We start from the raw sequence: 21,035 nt of genomic DNA, 5'->3' as shown, positions 1-21,035 counted from the left end.
AAATTATTACTATCTTTGGCTAAAGGCTAAGCATGATTAAACAAACTCTCTCAATCCTTGCCCCTTTTTTTATCGCAACGCTATTGTATTTTTTAGGCGCACCGGATGGGTTAAACCCTAACGCATGGCTTTATTTTTGTATTTTCATAGGCATGATTATAGGGCTAATTTTAGAGCCGGTGCCGCCAGGTTTAGTGGCATTGAGCGCGTTAGTGTTGTGCGTGGCGTTAAAAATTGGAGCGAGTGATAAAGTAGAGAGTGCTAATAAGGCCATTTCGTGGGGTTTGAGCGGGTATGCGAATAAAACGGTGTGGCTTGTGTTTGTCGCTTTTATTTTGGGTTTAGGGTATGAAAAAAGCTTGTTAGGGAAACGGATCGCTCTTTTACTCATTAGATTTTTAGGGCAAACCCCTTTAGGTTTAGGGTATGCGATTGGTTTGAGCGAATTGTGTCTAGCCCCCTTTATCCCTAGCAACTCCGCTAGAAGCGGGGGCATACTCTATCCAATCGTTTCATCTATCCCGCCTTTAATGGGATCTGCTCCAAATAATCACCCTGACAAAATCGGCGCGTATTTGATGTGGGTCGCTTTGGCTTCAACTTGCATCACTTCGTCCATGTTTTTAACCGCACTCGCTCCTAACCCCCTAGCAATGGAAATCGCTGCCAAAATGGGGGTGAATGAAATCTCATGGTTTTCGTGGTTTTTAGCGTTCTTGCCTTGTGGGGTGGTTTTGATCCTGCTTGCGCCTTTATTGGCGTATAAAACCTGCAAACCCACCTTAAAAGGCTCAAAAGAAGTGAGTTTGTGGGCTAAAAAGGAATTAGAGGGCATGGGGAGGTTTTCTTTAAAAGAAATTTTAATGCTCAGCCTCACTTTATTGGCTTTACTAGGTTGGATTTTTGGCAAACCTTTAGGCTTGCATGCGAGCGCAACGGCTTTGATTGTCATGGTTTTAATGGCGTTTTGCAAGATTGTAAGCTATGAAGACATCATTAAAAACAAGAGCGCGTTCAATATTTTTTTATTGCTTGGATCGCTGCTCACGATGGCTAGCGGGCTTAAAAATGTAGGGTTTTTAAATTTTATCGGCAATGCGGCTCAAAATTTTTTTAGAGCATGCCAACTTGGATCCGTTAATAGCGGTATTGTTTATTGTAGCCCTCTTTTATCTGTCGCATTATTTTTTCGCAAGCATCACCGCTCATGTGAGCGCGTTATTCGCGCTTTTTGTAGGGATTGGTTCACACATTCAAGGGGTTAATTTGCAAGAATTGAGCTTGTTTTTAATGTTTTCTTTAGGGATTATGGGGATTTTAACCCCCTATGGCACAGGCCCATCCACCATTTATTACGGGAGCGGGTATATTCCAAGCAAGGATTTTTGGAAATGGGGGTTTATTTTTGGCTTTTTGTATTTAATCGTGTTTTTAAGCGTGTGTGTGCCTTGGGTCAAACTCATCGCTTTTAGGTGGTTGTAGTTGGAAACTTTACACAACGCCCTTTTAAAATGGTATGAAGAATGTGGGCGAAAGGATTTACCTTTTAGGAATTTAAAGGGCATTAACGCTCCCTATGAAGTCTATATCAGCGAAGTGATGAGCCAACAAACCCAAATCAGCACGGTGGTTGAGCGTTTTTATTCCCCCTTTTTAGAAGCTTTCCCCACTTTAAAAGACTTAGCGAACGCTCCATTAGAGGAGGTTTTATTGCTCTGGAGAGGGCTTGGTTATTATTCAAGGGCTAAAAATTTAAAAAAAAGCGCTGAAATTTGCGTTAAAGAACATAACTCACAATTACCTAATGACTATCAAAGCCTATTGAAACTCCCAGGAATTGGCGCATACACGGCTAATGCCATTTTATGTTTTGGCTTTAGAGAAAAGAGCGCATGCGTGGATGCTAATATCAAACGAGTGCTTTTAAGGCTTTTTGGTTTGGATCCTAATATCACGGCTAAAGACTTACAAATTAAAGCGAATGGCTTTCTCAATCTTAATGAAAGCTTTAATCATAACCAAGCCCTAATTGATCTAGGGGCTTTAATCTGCTCCCCTAAACCCAAATGCGCGATTTGCCCCTTAAACCCTTATTGTTTAGGTAAAAATAACCCAAAAAAACACACGCTTAAGAAAAAACAAGAGATCATTCAAGAAGAGCGTTACTTGGGCATTGTGATCCAAAATGACCAAATCGCTTTAGAAAAAATAGAGCAAAAACTCTATTTTGGCATGCACCATTTCCCTAATTTAAAAGAAAATTTAGAATGCAAACTCCCCTTTTTAGGCGCAATCAAACACAGCCACACTAAATTCAAACTCAATTTAAACCTCTATCTCGCTACGATAAAAGATTTAAAAAACCCTATTCGTTTTTATAGCCTTAAAGACTTAGAAACCTTACCCATAAGCTCTATGACGCTTAAAATCTTGCATTTTTTAAAACAAAAAAATTTATTTGGGGGTTAAACCCTGCCAGATCCAAAATGGCTCTACTTTATCGCAGGCACCACTTCAGGGATCAAATACGCAATCGCGCTAATCACGACTCCCATGATCGCTACAAAAATAAGGGAGTATTTAACCGTGAATTTGAATAAATCGCTCTCTTTCCCAGCCAATCCCACTGCTGCGCAAGCGATAGCGATGCTTTGAGGGCTTATCATCTTGCCTAAAGTGCCACCCACGGTATTAGCCGTTAGGGTTAAAACCTCAGGGAGGTGTAATCGTTGGGCGGTGAGTTGCTGTAAAGAGCCAAACAAAAGATTAGAACTCGTATCGCTCCCGGTTAAAAACACGCCTACCCACCCGATCAAGGGCGAGAAAAAAGTAAAAGCCAAACCCGTATGCGTGAGCGCTAAGGCTAGAGTGGAAGAAATCCCGCTGTAATTAGACACATAAGCAAAGCTTAAGACTAAACCAATGGTGAGAATGGGGTAGCGCATTTCTTTTAGAGTTTCGCCAAAAACGCTCAGCGCATCGCTCACTCGCACCCTTAAAACGAGCATGCTAATAAGAGCGGCTAAAAAAATGGAAGTGCCAACCGTGTTGATTAAGAAAAATTTAAACACCACAGGAAAACTCACGCTTTGATTGGCTTCTACAAAAGGCGGGCTTTTAAAGATGTGGTTACTGATGTTATTGAATTCAAAATAAAAATTAGAAAAAGCTAACAAGCCGTCTTTTTCAAACAGAGCTTTAAAAAAAGGCTGTATCCATAACACAATCACTAAAACCAAAATCACAAAAGGAGACCAAGCGACATAAACCTTACAAATATGATGGTTACTCTTAGTGAATGAGGCCGCTTTGCCGTCGCTTCTAAAAATGACTTTAGGCTGCCAAAATTTCAAAAAGAGCGCCGTTGCAACGAGTGAAACAAGGGCTGAAATAATACCCGGCAATTCTGGCCCTAAATAATTAGAGCTTAAAAATTGCGCGCCAGCGAAAGAAAAAGCCGCGATAAAAACGGCCGGAAAAGTTTCTTTAATCCCTTTAAAGCCATCCATTAAAAACACAATGAAAAACGGCACTAACAAGCTCACAAAAAAGAGGATTTTACCCGTCATGGCTGAAATTAAAATCGCTGGCACCCCTACCGCGCTCGCCATCGCGCTTATAGGGATACCCACTGCGCCAAAAGCCACAGGAGCGGTGTTAGCGATTAGGCACAACCCGGCAGCGTATAAAGGGCTTAACCCTAAGCCCACTAAAATCGCTGCGGTAATGGCAATAGGCCCTCCAAACCCGATCGCTCCTTCTAAAAACGAGCCAAAACAAAAGCCAATCAAAATCACTAAAATGCGGTGATCCAAAGTGATGGACTGAACGCTTTCTTTTAAAATTTCAAAATAGCCGGATTTAACGCTGAGTTTGTATAAAAAAATCGCCGCAATGATGATCCAAGCGATCGGCCATAAGCCATAGAGGAAGCCATAAAGAAAGCTTGAACCCACCATGCTAACAGGCATTTTATACACTAAAACCGCAATAATGGCTGACAAAGCCACGCTCAAAAAGGCCGCTGTATAACCTTTGAGTTTGAAAACCATTAAAGATAAGAAAAATAATAAAATCGGCAATAAGGCTACAAGAGCGCTCAGCCAAATATTACCCAAAGGGTCATAAATTTGATGAAATTCTAGCACTAAAAAATCCCTTTTTAAAAATATTCTCTTAGCGCTAGATCTCTTTAAAAACCCCCTTATTTAGGAATGATGGGGATAATAAAGGGGAAGACATAAGCAATAAGAGTGAAGACAATCCCCATAATGATTGCCAAAGCGATGGAGTATTTTACAGTAAATCTGAACAATTCGCTCTCTTTCCCCACTAACCCCACTGCCGCGCAAGCGATAGCGATACTTTGAGGGCTTATCATTTTACCCACAACACCCCCTGAAGTGTTTGCCGCTAAGAAAAGCACTTCAGGCAAGCCAAGCTGTGTAGCGATGAGCATTTGCAAAGAGCCAAATAAAAGATTAGAACTCGTATCGCTTCCGGTTAAAAACACCCCAAGCCAGCCTACAACAGGCGAAAAGAAAGTGAAAACATGCCCAGTATCCGCTAACGCTAAAGCGAGCGTAGCACTCATGCCGCTATAATTAGCCACATACGCAAACGCTAAAACCACGCCAATGGTTAAAATCGGCAAACGCATTTCTTTTAAAGTGGCCCCAAACACCCCTATCGCATCGCTGATTTTCACGCGCAACAAAAACACGCTTAAAAGAGCGGCTAAAAAAATGGAAGTGCCTGTCGTTAAAATCAAAGGGAGTTTGAACACCACAGGAAAATTGGTCGCTTCAGTAACAATGGGAACGGTTTTAAAAATCTTTTGACTGATAGAATCAAATTCAAACGCAAAGCTAGAAAACGCCAAAGCCCCGCCTTCTTTAAAGAGCGCTTTAAACCAGGGTTGCGTCCATATGATAATCGTAATCGTGAGCAACACAAAAGGCATCCACGCCACAACCACCTTACAAATATGGTGTTTTTCTGTGTTTATCGTGGGCTCTTTGCCATTGCTGGTGAAAATGCGTTTGGGCTGCCAGAATTTTAAAAATAAAGTGGTAGAAATCAATGACACTAAAGCTGAAATAATATCCGGAAGCTGTGGCCCTAGATAATTAGAGCTTAAAAATTGCGCGATAGCGAAACTAAACCCGGTAACGGCCACTGCAGGAAAAGTCTCTCTAATCCCTCTAAAACCATCCATTAAAAACACGATGAAAAAAGGGATACCAATGGAAAAAATGGGTAACACCCTGCCCACCATTTGAGAAATCTCTAACTCAGGGATACCCACCACGCTAGCCATTGCCGTAATAGGAATGCCCACTGCGCCAAAAGCTACAGGAGCGGTGTTAGCGATCAGGCATAATCCGGCAGCGTATAAGGGGTTTAGCCCAAGGCCGACTAAAATCGCTGCTGTGATCGCTACCGGGCCTCCAAAGCCGATCGCTCCTTCTAAAAACGAGCCAAAACAAAAGCCAATCAGAATCACTAAAATGCGGTGATCTGGCGTTAGAGTTAAAATGCTTTCTTTTAAAATCTCAAAATACCCGGATTTCACTGAAAGGTTGTAAAGAAAAATCGCAGCGATCACAATCCAAGCGATCGGCCACAAGCCATAAAGAAAGCCATAGAAAAAACTCGCGCTCACCATTTGAGCGGGCATTTTATACACAAATAACGCAATAAGGATTGAAAGCAATAAGCTTAAAAACCCAGCGCTATACCCTTTAAGTTTAAAGACAATAAGAGAAATAAAAAAGAGCGCAATAGGCGAAAGTGCGACTAAAGCGCTCAGCCAAATATGGCCTAATGGGTCATAGACTTGATAAAATTCCATAAATTTTCCTTGAATAATTAAAAGTATTTTTTTATCTTACTTAAAAGAAAAAACTAATTTTAAGTAGCATTTAATATTAAGTCAAATTTAATGGGTTTATGGTTTATTTTAGTAACAATGTTTAAGCGAGTGGTTTATCAACTTGTGATTACAATCTTACCAATTTCTTACCAATTTTGAGTATTATATTGTGTTTGAAACTCTTAATTTTTGGAATTTAAGGAGCCTTCTTTGAAAGTCAATTTCTTTGCTACTTGTCTAGGAGCAGCCATATACAGCAACGCATCGCTTAACGCTATCAAATTACTCCGTAAGGAAAATTTGGAAGTGGTTTTTAAAAAAGACCAGACATGTTGCGGCCAGCCAAGCTACAACTCAGGATACTATGAAGAGACAAAAAAAGTCGTTTTATACAATATCAAACTTTATTCCAATAACGACTACCCTATTATTTTGCCCAGCGGTTCATGCACAGGGATGATGCGGCATGATTATTTGGAATTGTTTGAAGGGCATGCGGAATTTAACATGGTTAAAGATTTTTGCTCTAGGGTGTATGAATTGAGCGAATTTTTGGATAAAAAATTGCAAGTCAAGTATGAAGATAAGGGCGAACCCCTTAAAATCACATGGCATTCTAATTGCCATGCCTTAAGGGTGGCTAAAGTGATTGACTCGGCGAAAAACCTCATCAGACAGCTTAAAAATGTAGAACTCATTGAATTGGAAAAAGAAGAAGAATGTTGCGGGTTTGGGGGGACATTTTCGGTCAAAGAGCCTGAAATTTCAGCGGTTATGGTCAAAGAAAAGATTAAAGACATAGAAAGCCGTCAGGTGGATGTGATTGTTTCAGCGGATGCTGGGTGTTTGATGAATATCAGCACCGCTATGCAAAAAATGGGCTCTTCCACAAAACCCATGCATTTTTATGACTTTTTAGCCTCAAGGCTTGGGCTTTAACATTAAAGAATATTTTAAGGAATGATCATGGAAAAATACCATAGCGACCAGGAATACGAAGAAATCATCACCGACCAATTAGGCGATATGCAATTAAGGGAAAATTTGCGTTCTGCAATGGATACCTTAAGGGCTAATCGTAAGAATCTGATTAAAAATCGTTACAGCGAGTGGGAAAATTTAAGGGAATTAGGCAAAGAAGTCAAGCTTAAAATCTTATCCAGGCTTGATGAATATTTGGAATTGTTTGAAAAAAACGCCACTCAAAACGGCTTTAAAATCCATTACGCTAAAGACGGCGATGAAGCTAATGAAATCATTTACAACCTCGCTAAAGAAAAGAATATCAAGCGCATTTTAAAGCAAAAATCCATGGCGAGCGAAGAAATTGGCTTGAACCATTATCTCAAAGAAAAGGGCATTCAAGCGCAAGAAACGGATTTGGGCGAATTGATTATCCAGCTCATCAATGAACACCCTGTGCATATTGTCGTGCCGGCTATCCATAAAAACCGCAAGCAAATCGGTAAGATTTTTGAAGAAAAACTCAACGCCGCTTATGAAGAAGAACCTGAAAAGCTCAATGCGATCGCTAGAAAACACATGCGCAAAGAATTTGAAAGCTTTAAAATGGGGATCAGTGGGGTTAATTTCGCTATCGCTAACGAAGGAGCGATCTGGTTAGTGGAAAATGAAGGTAATGGCAGAATGAGCACCACCGCATGCGATGTGCATGTCGCAATTTGTGGGATTGAAAAATTAGTAGAAAGCTTTGATGATGCGGCGATTTTAAACAATTTGCTCGCCCCGAGCGCTGTGGGCGTGCCTATCACATGTTATCAAAACATTATCACAGGCCCCAGAAAAGAGGGCGATTTAGACGGCCCTAAAGAAGCCCACATCATTTTATTAGACAACAACCGCTCTAATATTTTGGCTGATGAAAAGTATTATCGCGCTCTTTCATGCATCCGTTGCGGGACTTGTTTGAACCACTGCCCTGTGTATGATAAAATCGGTGGGCATGCCTATCTTTCTACTTATCCTGGCCCTATAGGCGTGGTGGTATCCCCCCAACTCTTTGGCCTGAATAATTACGGGCATATCCCTAATTTGTGCAGTCTTTGCGGGCGTTGCACTGAAGTTTGCCCCGTAGAAATCCCTTTAGCCGAACTCATTAGAGATTTACGATCGGATAAAGTGGGCGAGGGCAGAGGCGTGGTCAAGGGGGTTAAAAGCACCCAACACAGCGGGATGGAAAAATTCTCTATGAAAATGTTTGCCAAAATGGCAAGCGATGGGGCTAAGTGGCGTTTCCAATTGAAAATGGCTCAATTTTTCTCGCCTTTAGGCAAGCTTTTAGCCCCCATACTGCCTTTAGTCAAAGAGTGGGCAAGCGTTAGGACCTTACCCAATATGGACCGAGCTTGCATGCAAAAGTCCAGCACTTAGAAGGGGTGATTTATGAGTAAAGAGCTTATTTTAAAGCGCATTAAAGAAGCCAGAGCCAAGCATGCCATTCAGGGAGCAAACCCTATTTATAGGAATATCATTAAAGTGGAGTTTGAAGACTTGGTGGAAGAATACAAGCATTTCCAAGTGTTGAATAAAGCTGAAGTCATTGAAAGCGCTAAGGAAAATTTAGAGCAAGCAATCTTAAAGGCTTTAGAAAATTTTAAAAGCAAAAAAGTCTTACACTCCACAGATTTGAATTTGAATTTTGGAGCGTTTAAGGATTTTACTTTGCAGCCTTATGATAAAGAAATTGAAGCGATGCGTGAAGAGTTGTTTGAGATTGATACGGCTTTATTGCATGGGGTTTGTGGGATTTCAAGCTTGGGCATGATTGGGGCGGTTTCTTCGCATGCAAGCCCAAGGTTGCTTTCGCTCATCACCCTTAATTGCATCATCTTATTGAAAAAAGAATCCATTGTGCGCAATTTGAGTGAAGGCGTGCAAGCTTTAAAAAACCAGAGTAAAAACGGCACATTACCCACAAACATGCTCCTTATTGGCGGGCCTAGCCGGACAGCCGATATTGAATTAAAAACCGTTTTTGGAGTGCATGGGCCTCAAAAAGTCGCTATCATTCTCTACTAAAGGATAAGAATGGAAAAATTAGAAGTAGGGCAATTAGCCCCTGATTTCAGGTTGAAAAACAGCGATGGCGTAGAGATTTCTTTAAAAGATTTGCTCCATAAAAAAGTGGTTCTGTATTTCTACCCTAAAGACAACACCCCCGGATGCACTCTAGAAGCCAAAGACTTTAGTGCTCTGTTTAATGAATTTGAAAAGAAAAACGCTGTTGTCGTAGGCGTAAGCCCTGATAACGCTCAATCGCATCAAAAATTTATCAGCCAATGCTCTTTGAATGTGATTTTGCTTTGCGATGAAGATAAAAAAGCCGCCAATCTTTACAAAGCTTATGGCAAACGCATGCTTTATGGGAAGGAGCATTTGGGGATTATCCGCTCCACTTTCATCATCAATACGCAAGGCGTTTTAGAAAAATGCTTCTACAATGTCAAAGCGAAAGGCCATGCTCAAAAGGTTTTAGAGAGTTTGTAGTTTAACTCTCAACGCCCGTTTTCATTTTAAGCTTTTTAGCCATTCTCTCACTTTTAAAAACTTGTTTTTAAACTTCGTTTAATAATAAACTTCATAAGGGATAGGGAGTGTTTTTGGAATCATTCCCCTTTAATAGCCTAAGATCGCTTTACAAAAAACTATCACCCGCTAGCTTTTTTATTGCGTTTATTTTAAAAAATGCCTTTGAGTATTTTTACAATTTTTTATTTTTGTTCAGGTTGCCAAATGGTTTTTTCTGAAGGGGTGCTATCGGCCTCATTTTGTAAAATTTGTTTTTTAGTTTCATGGCAAGCCACAAACAATAACGCTAAAATTACAGCTAAAAAAGAAATTCTCATTTCAAGATCCTTTGAATAATATTAAAATGCTAACGATAATTATAAAGTAAAAGAGTTAAAAAAAGATTAATCTCTTTTTAACTAAGCGCGCTGTTTTTTGAGCATGTCAGCGATTAAAAAAGCGAGCTCTAGGGCTTGAGTGGCGTTTAGTCTTGGATCGCATTGCGTATAGTAATGGCAGCTCAAACCCTCTTCGGTGATCGCTTGCGAGCCACCGATACATTCTGTAACATTTTCACCTGTCATTTCCAAATGAACCCCTGAAGCCAAACTCCCTTCAGCCCTATGGATTTCAAAAAAGCTTTTCACTTCATCCAACACGCTATCAAAAGCCCTTGTTTTAACCCCCAAACTGGTTTTAACCGTGTTGCCATGCATAGGATCAATGCTCCATAAAATATGGCGTTTTTCTTCCAACACCCCTTGTAAAAGTTTAGGCAAACGCTCTTTAATCATCTTAGAACCCATGCGCACGATCAAATTCAAACGCCCCTTAATGTTGTGCGGGTTTAAAACATCGCACAATTCTAACACTTCGCTCACGCTCGCATTAGGCCCGATTTTCACACCAATAGGGTTACAAACCCCCCTTAAAAACTCCACATGCGCGCCCTTAGGATCTCTTGTCCTTTCGCCAATCCACAACATGTGCGCGGAGCAATCATAAAACTGGTTAGTCAAACTATCCTTACGCACCAAAGGCTCTTCATAATGGAGCAGTAACGCTTCGTGGCTGGTGTAAAATTCCACTTCCCTAAGAATAGGCGTTTTTTCTATCTCCACCCCGCATGCTCGCATAAACCCTAAAGCCTGCGTGATCCGGTCAGCGATTTGCTGGTATTTTTGCCCAAAATCGTTGTTTTTGACAAAATCCAAATTGAAACGATGCACTTGCTCTAAATTCGCTAACCCGCCTTGAGCAAAGGCTCTGATAAGGTTTAAAGTCGCTACGCTTTGATGGTAAGCTTTAAGCATTCTTTCAGGCTTTGGCTCTCTTTCTTTTTTGGAAATCCCATTGATAATATCCCCCCTATAGCTTAGCACTTCTTCATTATCTAATATTTCAGTCGCATTAGAGCGAGGCTTGGCAAATTGCCCGGCAATGCGCCCCACTTTCACGATCGGTATAGAGCCAGCAAAAGTTAAGACAATCGCCATTTGCATCATCACTTTAAACATGTCTTTAATCCTGTTAGCGCTAAATTGAGAAAACGACTCCGCGCAATCGCCCCCTTGCAACAAAAACGCCTTATTGTCAATGACTTGGGCTAAGCGCTCTTGCAAGTTCCTCGCTTCGCCAGCAAACACTAAGGGAGGGTAAGAGCGCAATTCTTTTTTGACCCTTTCTAATTCTTGCTTGTCTTTATAAGTGGGGTGTTGCTCTATCTTAAAAGAATGCCATGAAGTGGGCGACCAGGTTGTGTTTGACATTTCTATAATCCTTTATTAATCTTTTTTTAAGCGTTATTATAGCTTGTGTGGGTTAAATCGTGGATTTTAGGGAATAAATGCGCGCTAAAAACAACCCCATTAATCTCAAAAAACCCCAATCATAAAAAGCTTTATGCTACAATGAGAACTCTTTAACACGATAAAAGGGCGGTTTAATAGCATGGCACAAGAAAAAGCAGTTCCAAGAGATCCTAAAAAACTCAATTTGTTTGATTTGCGTTGGATGGTGTCCTTATTTGGCACGGCGGTGGGGGCTGGGATTTTATTTTTGCCTATTAGAGCCGGTGGGCATGGGGTATGGGCTATTGTGGTAATGAGCGCGATCATCTTCCCTTTAACTTATCTAGGGCATAGAGCCTTAGCTTATTTCATAGGATCTAAAGATCAAGAAGACATTACCATGGTCGTTCGCTCTCATTTTGGCGCTCAATGGGGTTTTCTTATCACTTTGCTTTATTTCTTGGCGATTTATCCTATTTGCTTGGTTTATGGGGTGGGTATCACTAATGTGTTTGATCATTTTTTCACCAACCAGTTGCATTTAGCGCCTTTTCATCGGGGCTTACTGGCTGTAGCGTTAGTTTCTTTAATGATGTTGGTGATGGTTTTTAACGCTACGATTGTTACGCGCATTTGTAACGCTTTAGTGTATCCTTTATGCTTGATTTTATTGCTTTTTTCTTTGTATCTTATCCCTTATTGGCAAGGTGGTAATCTTTTTGTGGTGCCGAGTTTCAAAGAATTTGTGTTAGCGATTTGGCTAACCTTACCGGTGCTTGTGTTTTCATTCGACCATAGCCCCATTATTTCAACCTTCACTCAAAACGTGGAAAAAGAATACGGCGCTTTCAAAGAGTATAAACTCAATCAAATTGAATTAGGGACATCGCTGATGCTTTTAGGGTTTGTGATGTTTTTTGTGTTTTCGTGCGTCATGTGCTTGAATGCTGATGATTTTGTGAAAGCAAGGGAACAAAATATCCCCATTTTAAGCTATTTGGCTAACACTCTAAACAACCCCTTAATCAATTATGCGGGGCCTGTGGTGGCCTTTTTAGCGATTTTTTCATCTTTTTTTGGGCATTATTATGGGGCTAAGGAAGGTTTAGAAGGCATTATCATTCAAAGTTTAAAATTGAAAAAAGCTTCTAAAACCTTGAGCGTTAGCGTAACGATTTTTTTATGGCTGACTATCACGCTGGTGGCTTATATTAACCCCAATATCTTGGATTTTATTGAAAATTTAGGCGGCCCCATTATCGCGCTCATTCTGTTTGTGATGCCCATGATAGCTTTTTATAGCGTTTCTAGTTTGAAGCGTTTTAGAAATTTCAAAGTGGATATTTTTGTGTTTGTCTTTGGGAGCTTGACGGCTTTGAGCGTGTTTTTAGGACTATTTTAATGGCTAGTTTTTCTATTTTATCCATTTTTAAAATCGGCGTGGGGCCTAGCTCTTCACACACCATAGGGCCTATGGAAGCGGGAGCGAGATTTTGCGAGTCGTTAAAAGGCATTTTAGAGCAGGTTGTGCACATTCAAATCACCTTGCATGGCTCATTGGCTTTAACCGGTAAAGGGCATTTGAGCGATGAGGCGGTTTTAATTGGCTTGCATGGCATTTACGCTAACGAATTAGAGGTAACAACCAAAAAAGTCTTATTGCATGAAGCGCTTGAAAACAAAGTTTTAAAACTCGCTAACCAACATCGCATTCATTTTGATTATTCTAAAGATTTGATTTTTGACAATAAGCCTTTAGCCAGACACCAAAACGCTCTCATTCTAAAAGCTTTTAACTCTAAAAATGAGGTTTTAAAAGAAGAGACTTACTATTCTGTCGGTGGAGGGTTTGTCTATACTGAAAAAGAATTAGACAACTTGTCTGAAGGGGGCGGGAATGAAAGTATTGCCTATGATTTTTCAAGCGCTAAGGAATTGCTAGAATTATGCCAAAAACACCAAAAAAACATCGCTGAAATCGTGCGTTTGAGAGAATATGCCCTGAAAAACCGCCCTGATGCAACGATGGCTAAAATTTATCATGCGATGCTTGAGTGTTATGATAATGGGGCTAATTTTAAAGAAAAGTATCTGCCTGGTTCTTTGAGAGTAACACGATTAGCCCCAAGCATTAAAACGCGTTTAGAAAAACACCCCACAAGCGGGAAAGATCCCTTAGCGTTGATTGATTACATTTCGCTTTACGCTCGCGCCATTGCTGAAGAAAACGCTAGTGGAGGCAAGGTGGTAACCGCCCCCACTAATGGAGCGTGCGCGGTGGTGCCAAGCGTGCTTTTATACGCTAAAAACCATTTGTTTGAAAATTTATCGCAAAAGGCTATCAATGATTTTTTACTCACCAGTGCGGCGATTGGCTATCTTTACAAGAAAAACGCTTCCTTGAGCGGCGCAGAAGCGGGGTGTCAGGCTGAAATTGGCGTGGCAAGCTCTATGGCTGCGGGGGGGTTAGCTCATTTGTGCCAAGCGACCACGCAACAGGTTTTAATCGCTAGTGAAATCGCTATGGAACACCATTTAGGATTGACATGCGATCCGGTGGGGGGCTTGGTGCAAATCCCTTGCATTGAACGCAATGTTTTAGGAGCGATCAAAGCGATCAGCGCCTCTAAACTGGCATTAGAAGATGAATACAAGCCTAAAGTGAGCCTGGATGAAGTGATCGCTACGATGTATGCGACCGGGAAAGACATGAATGAAAAATACAAAGAGACTTCGTTAGGCGGATTAGCCAAAACCTTAAAATGCTAAGGGATAGCTCTCAACTTTTAGGGCTTTAAGTTCGTAAAAAAGGCTTTGTTTTTAACAAACACAAATAAGCCCTATCCAACTTTAATATCCTTCAAAAATTTTTAAGCATAGGGGTTTTAAAATTTTGTTTCATCGTTTTTAAATTCCATTTAATAATAAAACTCATTAAGTTTATTTAAACTCATAAGAGAATAGGGCATTTTGAAATCATTCCCCTAACCCTTTTAAAAATCCCCCTAACCCCCTAAGAGTGCGTTATGAGAAACTATTCACTTGCTTACGCAAGCTTTTTTATTTTGATTGCAAAAACACTCAAAGGCACCAATTTGATTACCAACACTCCATTAAAATATTTTTACACGCTCTATAAAATGCGTTGGAATGTCTTATGTTTAACTCTATCAATCGCCATATTTCAAAGATTTTTACTCAACAAAACCTTAAGCTAATTGTTACCAATCGTTACCACAAAAAAAAACCAAAAAGCTTAAAGTCTAAAGATTTTAAAAAAGCGGTGGCTTTTAAAAAGATAGTCCTACACTAGGATAGAGTGATAGGGAGCTAAAAGCCCAAATATAAAGCCTAAAAAGGAGTGCTTAAGAGATTTATTGAAAGCCCCCTAAAAAGGTAAGCTAGGGCTATTTTACTATTTTTCAGACTTACTAGAGTCGCTAATTTGTTTTTCAAACTCTTGTTGCAAGGCTTGTTGTTGCTTTTCTTTCTTTGAAAGGCGGCGTTTTTTCTTAGACTTTTTCTCTTTTTTTGAAGAAGCCTCTGGCTCTTTTGAAGCTATTTCTTTGAGCGCGTTAGCATTGGTCGTAGAATTGAGATCCGGATTAGAAGCGTTTTGTGTCCTCTTAGAAGAGCTTATAAATTCAGGGCTATCAGTATGGCTTTCAAGCTCCCCACTGCTCCTCTTTTGAAACGCTGCCTTAGTGTCTTTCTCAGCTTGCTCTTCCATTTTCTTAAGAACGATTGCATCCACTTTTCTAGCCTTTTCTTTTTGGCTTATTCTAACCATGCTGATCAAGTATTTGATATACCCATCATACATATCCCCAAACTGCTCATGCAAAGCCCCAAAATCCGAGCCTTTGTAAAGCCAGTTAAACAAAGGGAGTGAAAGCTCTGTCCCTAAGTCTTTAAGCACATGTTTATAAAACTTCTCCCTGTCATTCACCACAAAAGAAACCTTGCCATCTTTATGCTCATAATAACAAATCTTTTGATCCACACAACTTTCCAAACTCCCCTTAAAGAAAGCTCCAAAAGCGGATAAGTCGCCCTTACTCATCTTGGTTTCAGAATACTGGTTAAAATTCTTCACGCGCTCTTTTTCCAAATTAACCATGCTCTTTAAAACCCTCTTGCGGTCTTTTTTCACATTCCCTGTGGAGCTTTCAGAAAACATAACATTGGGATCAACTGTAGTGTTAATAGTGGCAGAATCCGTTTCTGCTCTCAACAAAAAAGTCGTAGCTACTAAAAAAAATAAAATCCGTTTCACACCAAACTCCTAATTAAAATATACAACCGCAACAAAAATAGATACTGTTCTTCATAAAAGCTCTCTTTTGAAATATTCCATTGATAAAAAACCACCTAGAATTCAAGCTGTTTTAGCCGTCTTAAAATACAGACTTTCAAAGGGTCTTTACTATTGGGTATGATACTATAAATATCCAAAAAATACAAACACTCCAAAAACTTTAACTCTAAAAAATTGGCATGCCCTTCACAGCTAAAGGATTTTAAGAGTAGCAAAGCCCACCCACCAAGCAAGTAGCCTCTATTTTAAGTGCTCAAACGCTACGATAGAATTATAATAAAAAAACGCCTTATATCCCCCTAGCCAAAAGCTAAAAACTTACGGCGTGGTTTTACAAAAATCAAAAAAAGTTAGCACACCTTAAGCGTTAATGCTTATGATGGCTTGGTTTTTTCCCTTTTTTTCTCTCATGATCATGAAAAGGGCCTTCGCATGCGCAATCATGCAAATCTAACCCCTCTTCACGATATTCTTTCATGGTCATTGTTTTCTTTTTGTTAGCAATCGCTTCAAGAATTTCTTTTTTACGCTTGTTGCGATCTTCTTGGCTTAAAGAAGCTAAATTCTTATCCATCGCTTTCTTAAAATCCGCTTTATAATTTTTACGATCTTCTTCTTTCATCACTGCTAATCGCTTATTGACTTCTGCGCGAAACTCTGGAACTTCGCTAGGAGCAACTTTCCCTGCTTGCTCTAATAGTTGCTGATCATTCATGCTCTTAAAATCACTCGCATTCAAAAAAAGCCCTAAAAAAGTCCCTGTAAATAATAAAGAAAACGCCAATTTTTTCATCAAATGCTCCCAATTCAAAAATAAAAAATCAATTCTATCATTTGATTGATTAAAGATAACTTACAGCGCTTCAATAGCCAATTGATTTTATTAGATTTTATAATCAGCGCTCCATTAAAACAGCTGACCTATATCCCCTATCATTATTTTCAAAAATAATGAACTCATTTTTGATTTTTCAAAGATTTGTTTGTGTGCGGTTGTTGGTAAGTTCAATTGCTTGTAAGGATTGTGCTTTAATTTTTGTGCCGTATTGATTTTTTAAAGCCTTTGATACAAGAAAATCATAAAAGGCCATAAAGAGCAAAAGCCCTTTTCTATGCCCCCATAAGATTAGCCCTAAAACACCTTAAAAGCTTACAATGTAACGCCAATAAAAGGCATAGGGGCGGTGGAAGGTGAATCTATAAGTAGTCCCTTCAGGCACATTATCCGCACTAGCGGTGTAGTAATTGTTGCGAATGGTTTGGATCTTCAAGCCAATTTCAAAACCTTGGTGTTTAGTGCCTAAGCGGATCCCGCCATTCACTAAGACCTGGAAATTTGATGGGTGGAAACTCCCTCTGTATTCATCAGCCAAGTCCTTGAAATAATAGTTTGTTGGACCCCAAGAGGTGCCACCGATCGCAACGCCAAGAAAAAACCCAAAATGCAAGTTCTCACGATTGAAAATAGCCGGATTAAACAACACATCTGTGCCAGCCCCATAGCCAAACATGAAACTTTGAGAACCCTTGCGAGCGTCTCTCATGCCATAATCATTATAAGTGTAATACTTATAATAAGAGCTTGCAAAATCAAAGAATCCGTAATAACGCATTCCAAATTGCGGGGATTTCTTAAAAAAATGCTTATACCCTACAACAAACCCAAAACCATTGATAGCGTATTGTTGGTTGCTTAAGCCTTTATACCCACGAGTCCCTAGAGCGCCATGAGTAAGGCCTCCTGTTGGGTTTGACGCTGTAGGCATGTTAGGCGTATTAGAGCCATAAGCCCCACTTTGATTACCATTACAATTCCCATGGGAACAATTTTGAGCGGTAGTGCTGAGCATACCTAATTGGTAATCAATCCCTATAAAAGCAGCATTTCTTTCACCTTTTTTGGTAGGGCTAGTCTTAATAGCTTTTTCTTGCTTAGGGGTCTCTGCTGACAATAAGCTTGTCATTGCTAGAGAGATAGCACCTACTATAACAGATTTCTTCATGTATTCCTTCCTTCTACATTTTCTCTACTTGAGTTCTAAATGCCACATTCTACTATAAAATTGCTTTCTTTTTGATTAAATATAGCGATTGAATGAGAATAAATTGAAATAAAAATCAATTTTAGGAACTTTTTAGTAAAAAGTCCTAAATCCTCTCACCTTTTTTTAGGCTAAAACTAAAACCTAACAGCCAATAGAGATTAAAGATGCTCTTTCACGCTCTCTAACACGCTCTTAAAAGCTTGCATGTCATTCATCGCCATGTCTGCTAAAACCTTGCGGTCTAATTCAATGTTAGCCACTTTTAGGGCATGCATGAAGCGCGAATAACTTGTATTGTGCATTCTGCAAGCCGCATTGATCCTTACCACCCACAAACTCCTGAACTCTCTTTTCTTTTGTTTGCGATCCCTAAAGGCGTAATACATGCTTCTTTCAAGCTGTTCTTTAGCCTTTCTAAAATGCTTTCTTCTGCCACTATAAAACCCTCTAGCGAGTTTTAAGACTTTTTTATGGCGTCTTCTGCGCACAACGCCTGTTTTAACTCTCATTTCTTTACCTTTCTTTTTAAAATATTTTTAGGTGCGTTTTTAAAACGACTTTCCCTTAATAAGGGGATTAACTCCACTTTCTAATCAGCATTCTTAAGCCCTGCAAAGCAACGACATGACAGAATGCGCGTTAGTGTGATGCACATGTTTTGGCGCGTTTAAATTGGCTTTGCGCTTAGGGCTTTTTTTAGTCAAAATATGGCTTTTAAAAGCACTGCCACGCTTAATCAAGTTTTTTTTAACTTTGAAACGCTTAGACGCGCCGCGATTAGTCTTCATTTTTGGCATGATTTTCTCCTTTCATAAGGTTAATACGATTAAAAGGCGGGTTATTTTCTTTAGTTTTCTTTTCGTTTTTGGGGGCTTCTTTAGCCTTAGGCACAAACATCCACGAAACAAAACGCCCCTCGGTTTTTGGCTCTTTTTCAGGGTTGGCTAAATCTTGCATCATCGTTTGGACTCTAAAAAGCACATCAAGCCCGGCTTTTGAGTTTTGACTCTCCCTACCCTTTAAAACCACTTTGAATTTGACATGCTTATTGGATTCAATAAATTCTCTCGCATGCTTGACTTTATAGTTAATATCGTTTTGCGCAATTTGAGTGGAAAGCTTGATCTCTTTGATTTCAATTTGCTTTTGCTTTTTCTTGGCTTCCTTGATTTTCTTTTCATTTTGGTAGCGGAATTTATTATAATCCATCACCTTACACACGGGAGGTTTCGCGCTCGCTGAAATCAAAACCAAATCCAAACCTAAATTTTGAGCGATATTGAGTGCTTCTTTGGAAGAAATGATCCCATACACTTCGCCATTATTACCCACGCAACGCACTTCTTTAAAATTAATGTCTCCGTTTAACAACACTTCGTTTCTACTCAAAAACTAACCTCTTGCATCTTAGATTCAACCATGTTTAAAAACTCCTTTAAGGGCATTTTATATTGAGCTTGTTTTTCTCTGTCTCTAATGGATAAAATTTCGGTCTCCACTTCTTCATTCCCTAACACTAAAATCATAGGGATTTTTTGCTTTTCGGCTAATCGCACTTTTTTATTCAAGCTGTCGTTTTTATCCAGCACTTCTACAAAAATATCGCGCTTTTTTAGTTCCTCTTTTAATTTCAAAGCAAAAACATGATGCTCTTCATTAATAGGGATGAGAGCGATTTGAGTGGGCGCGACAAAGAAAGGGAAATTCCCCCCAAAATGTTCGCTCAAAATCGCAATAAACCTTTCAAACGAGCCTAAAATCGCTCTGTGGATCATCACTGGCTGTTCAGCGTGATTATGCTCATTAATGAAAGCGAGCTTGAAGCGTTCAGGCAAATTCATATCCACTTGAATCGTGCCGCACTGCCATTTACGCTTTAAAGCGTCAGTGATTTTAATGTCAATCTTAGGCCCATAGAAAGCCCCTCCCCCTTCATCAATCTTATAATCAATGCGGTGCTCTTTTAGAGCTTCTTTTAAAGCGTTAGTGGCCTTTTCCCACACTTTATCATCGCCTATGGATTTAGCCGGCCTTGTGGATAATTCCATTTCATAGCTAAAATCAAACGCTTGCATGATCTTATGCGTAAAATCTAAAATCGCGCTCACTTCGCTTTGGATCTGTTCAAAAGAGCAAAAAATATGCGCATCATCTTGGGTAAATTCCCTAACCCTTAAAAGCCCATGCAACACGCCGCTTTTTTCATGCCGATGCACCACGCCGTATTCATAAAATCTTAAGGGCAAATCTCTGTAGCTGTGTAAAGCGCTTTGATAGACTTTAATATGCCCCACGCAGTTCATAGGCTTTATGCCGTATTCTTGCTCATCAATCGTGGTGAAATACATGTTTTCTTTATAGTTGTCATAATGCCCGCTGATTTTCCACACATCGCTCTTTAAAATCTCAGGGCCTTTAACCGGCTCATAGCCTCTTAAAAGTAACGCTTTGCTCAATAAATCTTCAATGCGTTTCCTAAGCCTTGCCCCTTTAGGCAGCCATAAAGGTAAGCCTGCCCCTATCTCATCATCAAAACTAAAAAGCCCTAGCTCCACGCCTAGCTTTCTGTGATCTCGTTTTTTCGCTTCTTCTATTTGGAAAAGATAGTCTTTTAAGCCCTCTTTAGTGGCAAAAGCGATGCCATAGATTCTAATGAGCATTTCATTGTTTTCATCGCCACCCAAATAAGCCCCAGCCAGTTTAGTGAGCTTGAAATGGTTTAAAAAACGGGTGTTTGGGAGGTGAGGCCCCTTACACAAATCTTCAAACTCGCCTTGTTGGTACACGCCAAATTTATCGCCACTGATTTTACTCATCACCGCATGCTTTAATTCATCGCCCTTAAAACGCTCCAAAGCTTGCTCTCTGGTTAAAGTCTCTTTAGTGATAGCGAGCTTTGACTTCGCAAATTCTTTCATTTTCGCTTCAATTTTAGGCAAATCCTCTTCGCTGATTTTTGAAGCGGTCTTGAAATCGTAATAAAATCCTTCTTCTACCACAGGGCCTACAAAAAATTTCGCGTCCGGATAAAGGGCTTTCAAGCTTTGTGCGAGCAAATGTGCACACGAATGCCTGATCACTTCTAAAGCCAAAGGCGAATCATCAAAATATATCGGCTCTGTCCCTTTTAACGCTTTAATCCCATCGCTCAGCCCTAAGACTTTCGCGCTCTCTAAATCTATTATTTGCTCGTCTTTATAAACAGCAATCAGTTCCTCACTCATTCTTTAAAACTTATGTTTCCTTTCTTAATAAACCTTAAAATTTAGCAATCTTTTGAGCCAAACCCGCATTGCACTTGCGAATCCACTTTCTCAGCTTTAGGGTCGCTCATAGGCTTTAAACACGCTTGTAAAAACACCATACAAAGCAAATTCAATAACAACCGCCTATACAAAACTACCCTTTCTATTCAAAAATACCTAACTAATCGCCCATTATACAATAAAATCATAAACCAAAAAGAATACACTCTCTTA

The 21,035-nt window shown here is 39.8% G+C and carries 19 protein-coding genes and 3 pseudogenes; 9 read left to right on the top strand and 13 right to left on the bottom strand.

The window, feature by feature from the left end:
• Positions 1-32 precede the first annotated feature (32 nt).
• Positions 33-1,482: pseudogene (locus tag DQL14_RS01765) on the top strand (DASS family sodium-coupled anion symporter).
• A complete protein-coding gene (locus DQL14_RS01760; protein WP_108169633.1) occupies positions 1,483-2,469 on the top strand; it encodes an adenine-specific DNA glycosylase in 987 nt (328 codons plus the stop codon).
• Between the two features lie 23 nt (positions 2,470-2,492).
• Here the strand turns inward: DQL14_RS01760 and DQL14_RS01755 are convergent, their stop codons facing one another.
• Positions 2,493-4,148: an L-lactate permease gene (locus DQL14_RS01755; RefSeq protein WP_108169632.1), complete on the bottom strand. Its 1,656-nt coding sequence runs from the start codon at positions 4,146-4,148 to the stop codon at positions 2,493-2,495.
• Positions 4,149-4,204: 56 nt separating this feature from the next.
• Complete coding sequence (locus tag DQL14_RS01750; protein ID WP_108169631.1) at positions 4,205-5,854, bottom strand: L-lactate permease; 1,650 nt, start codon at positions 5,852-5,854, stop codon at positions 4,205-4,207.
• Positions 5,855-6,085: 231 nt separating this feature from the next.
• Here DQL14_RS01750 and DQL14_RS01745 point away from each other — a divergent pair, with 231 nt between their 5' ends.
• From DQL14_RS01745 to DQL14_RS01730, 4 genes and pseudogenes are all read left to right on the top strand, one after another.
• A complete protein-coding gene (locus tag DQL14_RS01745; protein WP_023591810.1) occupies positions 6,086-6,814 on the top strand; it encodes a (Fe-S)-binding protein in 729 nt (242 codons plus the stop codon).
• 27 nt (positions 6,815-6,841) lie between these two features.
• Positions 6,842-8,286 (top strand): annotated as a pseudogene (locus DQL14_RS01740) (LutB/LldF family L-lactate oxidation iron-sulfur protein).
• Positions 8,279-8,914: a LutC/YkgG family protein gene (locus tag DQL14_RS01735; protein WP_108169630.1), complete on the top strand. Its 636-nt coding sequence runs from the start codon at positions 8,279-8,281 to the stop codon at positions 8,912-8,914. The pseudogene DQL14_RS01740 and the gene DQL14_RS01735 overlap by 8 nt, the downstream one beginning before the upstream one ends.
• Before the next feature lie 9 nt (positions 8,915-8,923).
• Complete coding sequence (locus DQL14_RS01730; RefSeq protein ID WP_040155726.1) at positions 8,924-9,382, top strand: peroxiredoxin; 459 nt, start codon at positions 8,924-8,926, stop codon at positions 9,380-9,382.
• Positions 9,383-9,606: 224 nt separating this feature from the next.
• On the opposite strand, the gene DQL14_RS08765 is transcribed toward DQL14_RS01730, so the two are convergent.
• Positions 9,607-9,741 carry an HP0135 family lipoprotein gene (locus tag DQL14_RS08765; RefSeq protein ID WP_001222814.1) on the bottom strand — a complete coding sequence of 45 codons (135 nt, stop codon included), beginning with the start codon at positions 9,739-9,741 and terminating at the stop codon, positions 9,607-9,609.
• An 81-nt stretch (positions 9,742-9,822) separates the two neighbouring features.
• The gene (locus DQL14_RS01720) at positions 9,823-11,172 is read right to left on the bottom strand and encodes a class II 3-deoxy-7-phosphoheptulonate synthase (protein WP_108169629.1); all 1,350 of its coding nucleotides are present in this window, start codon (positions 11,170-11,172) and stop codon (positions 9,823-9,825) included.
• Positions 11,173-11,353: 181 nt separating this feature from the next.
• On the opposite strand from DQL14_RS01720, the gene DQL14_RS01715 reads away from it, so the two are divergent.
• Together DQL14_RS01715 and DQL14_RS01710 are read left to right on the top strand one after the other, a co-directional pair.
• A complete protein-coding gene (locus DQL14_RS01715) occupies positions 11,354-12,595 on the top strand; it encodes a serine/threonine transporter (RefSeq protein ID WP_108169628.1) in 1,242 nt (413 codons plus the stop codon).
• Positions 12,595-13,962 carry an L-serine ammonia-lyase gene (locus DQL14_RS01710; RefSeq protein WP_108169627.1) on the top strand — a complete coding sequence of 456 codons (1,368 nt, stop codon included), beginning with the start codon at positions 12,595-12,597 and terminating at the stop codon, positions 13,960-13,962. Before DQL14_RS01715 ends, DQL14_RS01710 begins: the two co-directional genes overlap by 1 nt.
• Positions 13,963-14,608: 646 nt before the next feature.
• On the opposite strand, the gene DQL14_RS01700 is transcribed toward DQL14_RS01710, so the two are convergent.
• Positions 14,609-15,469, bottom strand: coding sequence for a hypothetical protein (locus DQL14_RS01700; protein WP_108169625.1), 861 nt, complete (start codon positions 15,467-15,469; stop codon positions 14,609-14,611).
• Between DQL14_RS01700 and DQL14_RS08890 the strand changes: the two are divergent.
• A pseudogene (locus DQL14_RS08890) lies at positions 15,393-15,585 on the top strand (hypothetical protein). The gene DQL14_RS01700 and the pseudogene DQL14_RS08890 overlap by 77 nt on opposite strands.
• On the opposite strand, the gene DQL14_RS08580 reads toward DQL14_RS08890, so the two are convergent.
• The 8 genes from DQL14_RS08580 to DQL14_RS08760 form a co-directional block, all read right to left on the bottom strand.
• Positions 15,565-15,744 carry a hypothetical protein gene (locus DQL14_RS08580; protein WP_080218734.1) on the bottom strand — a complete coding sequence of 60 codons (180 nt, stop codon included), beginning with the start codon at positions 15,742-15,744 and terminating at the stop codon, positions 15,565-15,567. The pseudogene DQL14_RS08890 and the gene DQL14_RS08580 sit on opposite strands and share 21 nt — an antisense overlap.
• 134 nt (positions 15,745-15,878) lie before the next feature.
• Positions 15,879-16,304 (bottom strand): DUF1104 domain-containing protein, encoded by a 426-nt coding sequence (locus DQL14_RS01690; protein WP_108169624.1) that lies wholly within the window; start codon positions 16,302-16,304, stop codon positions 15,879-15,881.
• 349 nt (positions 16,305-16,653) lie between these two features.
• On the bottom strand, positions 16,654-17,514 hold the full coding sequence (locus tag DQL14_RS01680) for an outer membrane protein (protein ID WP_000750185.1): 861 nt from the start codon (positions 17,512-17,514) through the stop codon (positions 16,654-16,656).
• Positions 17,515-17,714: 200 nt separating this feature from the next.
• The gene (gene rplT / locus DQL14_RS01675; RefSeq protein ID WP_001264175.1) at positions 17,715-18,065 is read right to left on the bottom strand and encodes a 50S ribosomal protein L20; all 351 of its coding nucleotides are present in this window, start codon (positions 18,063-18,065) and stop codon (positions 17,715-17,717) included.
• Positions 18,066-18,158: 93 nt separating this feature from the next.
• A complete protein-coding gene (rpmI, locus tag DQL14_RS01670; protein ID WP_001125542.1) occupies positions 18,159-18,353 on the bottom strand; it encodes a 50S ribosomal protein L35 in 195 nt (64 codons plus the stop codon).
• On the bottom strand, positions 18,334-18,945 hold the full coding sequence (infC, locus tag DQL14_RS01665; RefSeq protein ID WP_108169622.1) for a translation initiation factor IF-3: 612 nt from the start codon (positions 18,943-18,945) through the stop codon (positions 18,334-18,336). Before infC ends, rpmI begins: the two co-directional genes overlap by 20 nt.
• A complete protein-coding gene (gene thrS, locus DQL14_RS01660; RefSeq protein WP_108169621.1) occupies positions 18,942-20,780 on the bottom strand; it encodes a threonine--tRNA ligase in 1,839 nt (612 codons plus the stop codon). The genes infC and thrS overlap by 4 nt, the downstream gene beginning before the upstream one ends.
• 41 nt (positions 20,781-20,821) lie before the next feature.
• Complete coding sequence (locus tag DQL14_RS08760; RefSeq protein WP_001892720.1) at positions 20,822-20,953, bottom strand: hypothetical protein; 132 nt, start codon at positions 20,951-20,953, stop codon at positions 20,822-20,824.
• Positions 20,954-21,035 lie beyond the last annotated feature (82 nt).

The sequence above is a fragment of the Helicobacter pylori NCTC 11637 = CCUG 17874 = ATCC 43504 = JCM 12093 genome (genome assembly GCF_900478295.1).
In the GTDB taxonomy this organism is placed as follows: domain Bacteria; phylum Campylobacterota; class Campylobacteria; order Campylobacterales; family Helicobacteraceae; genus Helicobacter; species Helicobacter pylori.
Note: the sequence above shows the minus strand (reverse complement) of the source record. Positions and strands in the feature narration are given on the sequence as shown.

What these genes read in the sequence shown, in the direction of transcription:
- DQL14_RS01750 (WP_108169631.1), bottom strand. Translation starts at nt 5,854, where the DNA reads ATGGAATTTTATCAAGTCTATGACCCATTAGGCCATATTTGGCTGAGC.
- DQL14_RS01735 (WP_108169630.1), top strand. Translation starts at nt 8,279, where the DNA reads ATGAGTAAAGAGCTTATTTTAAAGCGCATTAAAGAAGCCAGAGCCAAG.
- DQL14_RS01730 (WP_040155726.1), top strand. Translation starts at nt 8,924, where the DNA reads ATGGAAAAATTAGAAGTAGGGCAATTAGCCCCTGATTTCAGGTTGAAA.
- DQL14_RS08765 (WP_001222814.1), bottom strand. Translation starts at nt 9,741, where the DNA reads ATGAGAATTTCTTTTTTAGCTGTAATTTTAGCGTTATTGTTTGTGGCT.
- DQL14_RS01720 (WP_108169629.1), bottom strand. Translation starts at nt 11,172, where the DNA reads ATGTCAAACACAACCTGGTCGCCCACTTCATGGCATTCTTTTAAGATA.
- DQL14_RS01715 (WP_108169628.1), top strand. Translation starts at nt 11,354, where the DNA reads ATGGCACAAGAAAAAGCAGTTCCAAGAGATCCTAAAAAACTCAATTTG.
- DQL14_RS01710 (WP_108169627.1), top strand. Translation starts at nt 12,595, where the DNA reads ATGGCTAGTTTTTCTATTTTATCCATTTTTAAAATCGGCGTGGGGCCT.
- DQL14_RS01690 (WP_108169624.1), bottom strand. Translation starts at nt 16,304, where the DNA reads ATGAAAAAATTGGCGTTTTCTTTATTATTTACAGGGACTTTTTTAGGG.
- DQL14_RS01680 (WP_000750185.1), bottom strand. Translation starts at nt 17,514, where the DNA reads ATGAAGAAATCTGTTATAGTAGGTGCTATCTCTCTAGCAATGACAAGC.
- rplT (WP_001264175.1), bottom strand. Translation starts at nt 18,065, where the DNA reads ATGAGAGTTAAAACAGGCGTTGTGCGCAGAAGACGCCATAAAAAAGTC.
- rpmI (WP_001125542.1), bottom strand. Translation starts at nt 18,353, where the DNA reads ATGCCAAAAATGAAGACTAATCGCGGCGCGTCTAAGCGTTTCAAAGTT.
- thrS (WP_108169621.1), bottom strand. Translation starts at nt 20,780, where the DNA reads ATGAGTGAGGAACTGATTGCTGTTTATAAAGACGAGCAAATAATAGAT.